Here is a 931-nt window from a genome sequence, read left to right as displayed (position 1 = left end):
AGACAGGCTCTATACCGAACAGGAGCTGCGTGAAATGAGAAAACTGCAGGCCGTTGCAAGAGTCGAGCGGGAAGAACTGCATAACAGCGGAGACGCGAAAAATGACTGACCACACTGGATGCATTTATCGCCATATGAAAAACCTGCCGTCCACACATTTATTGGGTACCGGTACACCGACCTGTGCCGGTTGCGGCGGTCTTGAAGCCATAAACCAGCTTTATGACATTATTGGCGAGAAGTCAGTATTCGTGAATGCCGCCGGATGCATGACGTTATTATCGGTCTATCCTTTCACGCCGTTTCGCGGCTCCTGGCTGTACACTGCTATGGCCTCAGCACCGGCTGGCGCTCAGGGAGTTCGCGATGCGCTGGATATTCTGATACACAAACAATGCCTTGATAAATCTGAAGATATGCAGGTGGTTGTGCTAACAGGCGATGGTTCTGCATATGGCATGGGACTGTCGGCAACTTCTGCTGCCATGGAACGAAATCTTGATTTTCTCTATATCTGTTATGACAACGAAGGTTATGGCAACACCGGCCAGCAGTTTTCTGCCGCAACACCTCATGGCGCAAAAACATCCACGAGCATGGGCCCTCGTGGCTATCCCGGTTTCAAAAAAGATCTGTTTGCTATCTGGGCAGCCCACAAGCCGGCTTATGTCGCTACGCTGATAGGTGCTGAGCCGCTAGATCTGGCTCGCAAGATTGAAAAGGCAATGAGCATAAAAGGCCCACGCCTGCTGATAGCCCTGTCTCCCTGCCCGACCGGTTGGGATTTTGATCCAAAAGAAACGGTAAACATAGGCCAGCTGGCGGTGAAAACCGGTATCTGGCCATTAAAAGAATATGTGGATGGCAAGATCGTACACACAAAAATTCCCAGAGAACGCAAACCAGTAGAAGAATACCTGAAGTTACAGGG

The 931-nt window shown here is 50.4% G+C and carries 1 protein-coding gene; it reads left to right on the top strand.

Going from position 1 to position 931, the window contains the following annotated elements; translation table 11 throughout:
- Positions 1 to 101: 101 nt before the first annotated feature.
- Positions 102 to 931: thiamine pyrophosphate-dependent enzyme (locus AC4GME_RS12275; protein WP_490379462.1), on the top strand; the 830-nt coding region annotated here is incomplete at its 3' end.

It is taken from the genome of Psychromonas sp. (assembly GCF_983033635.1).
Note: the sequence above shows the minus strand (reverse complement) of the source record. Positions and strands in the feature narration are given on the sequence as shown.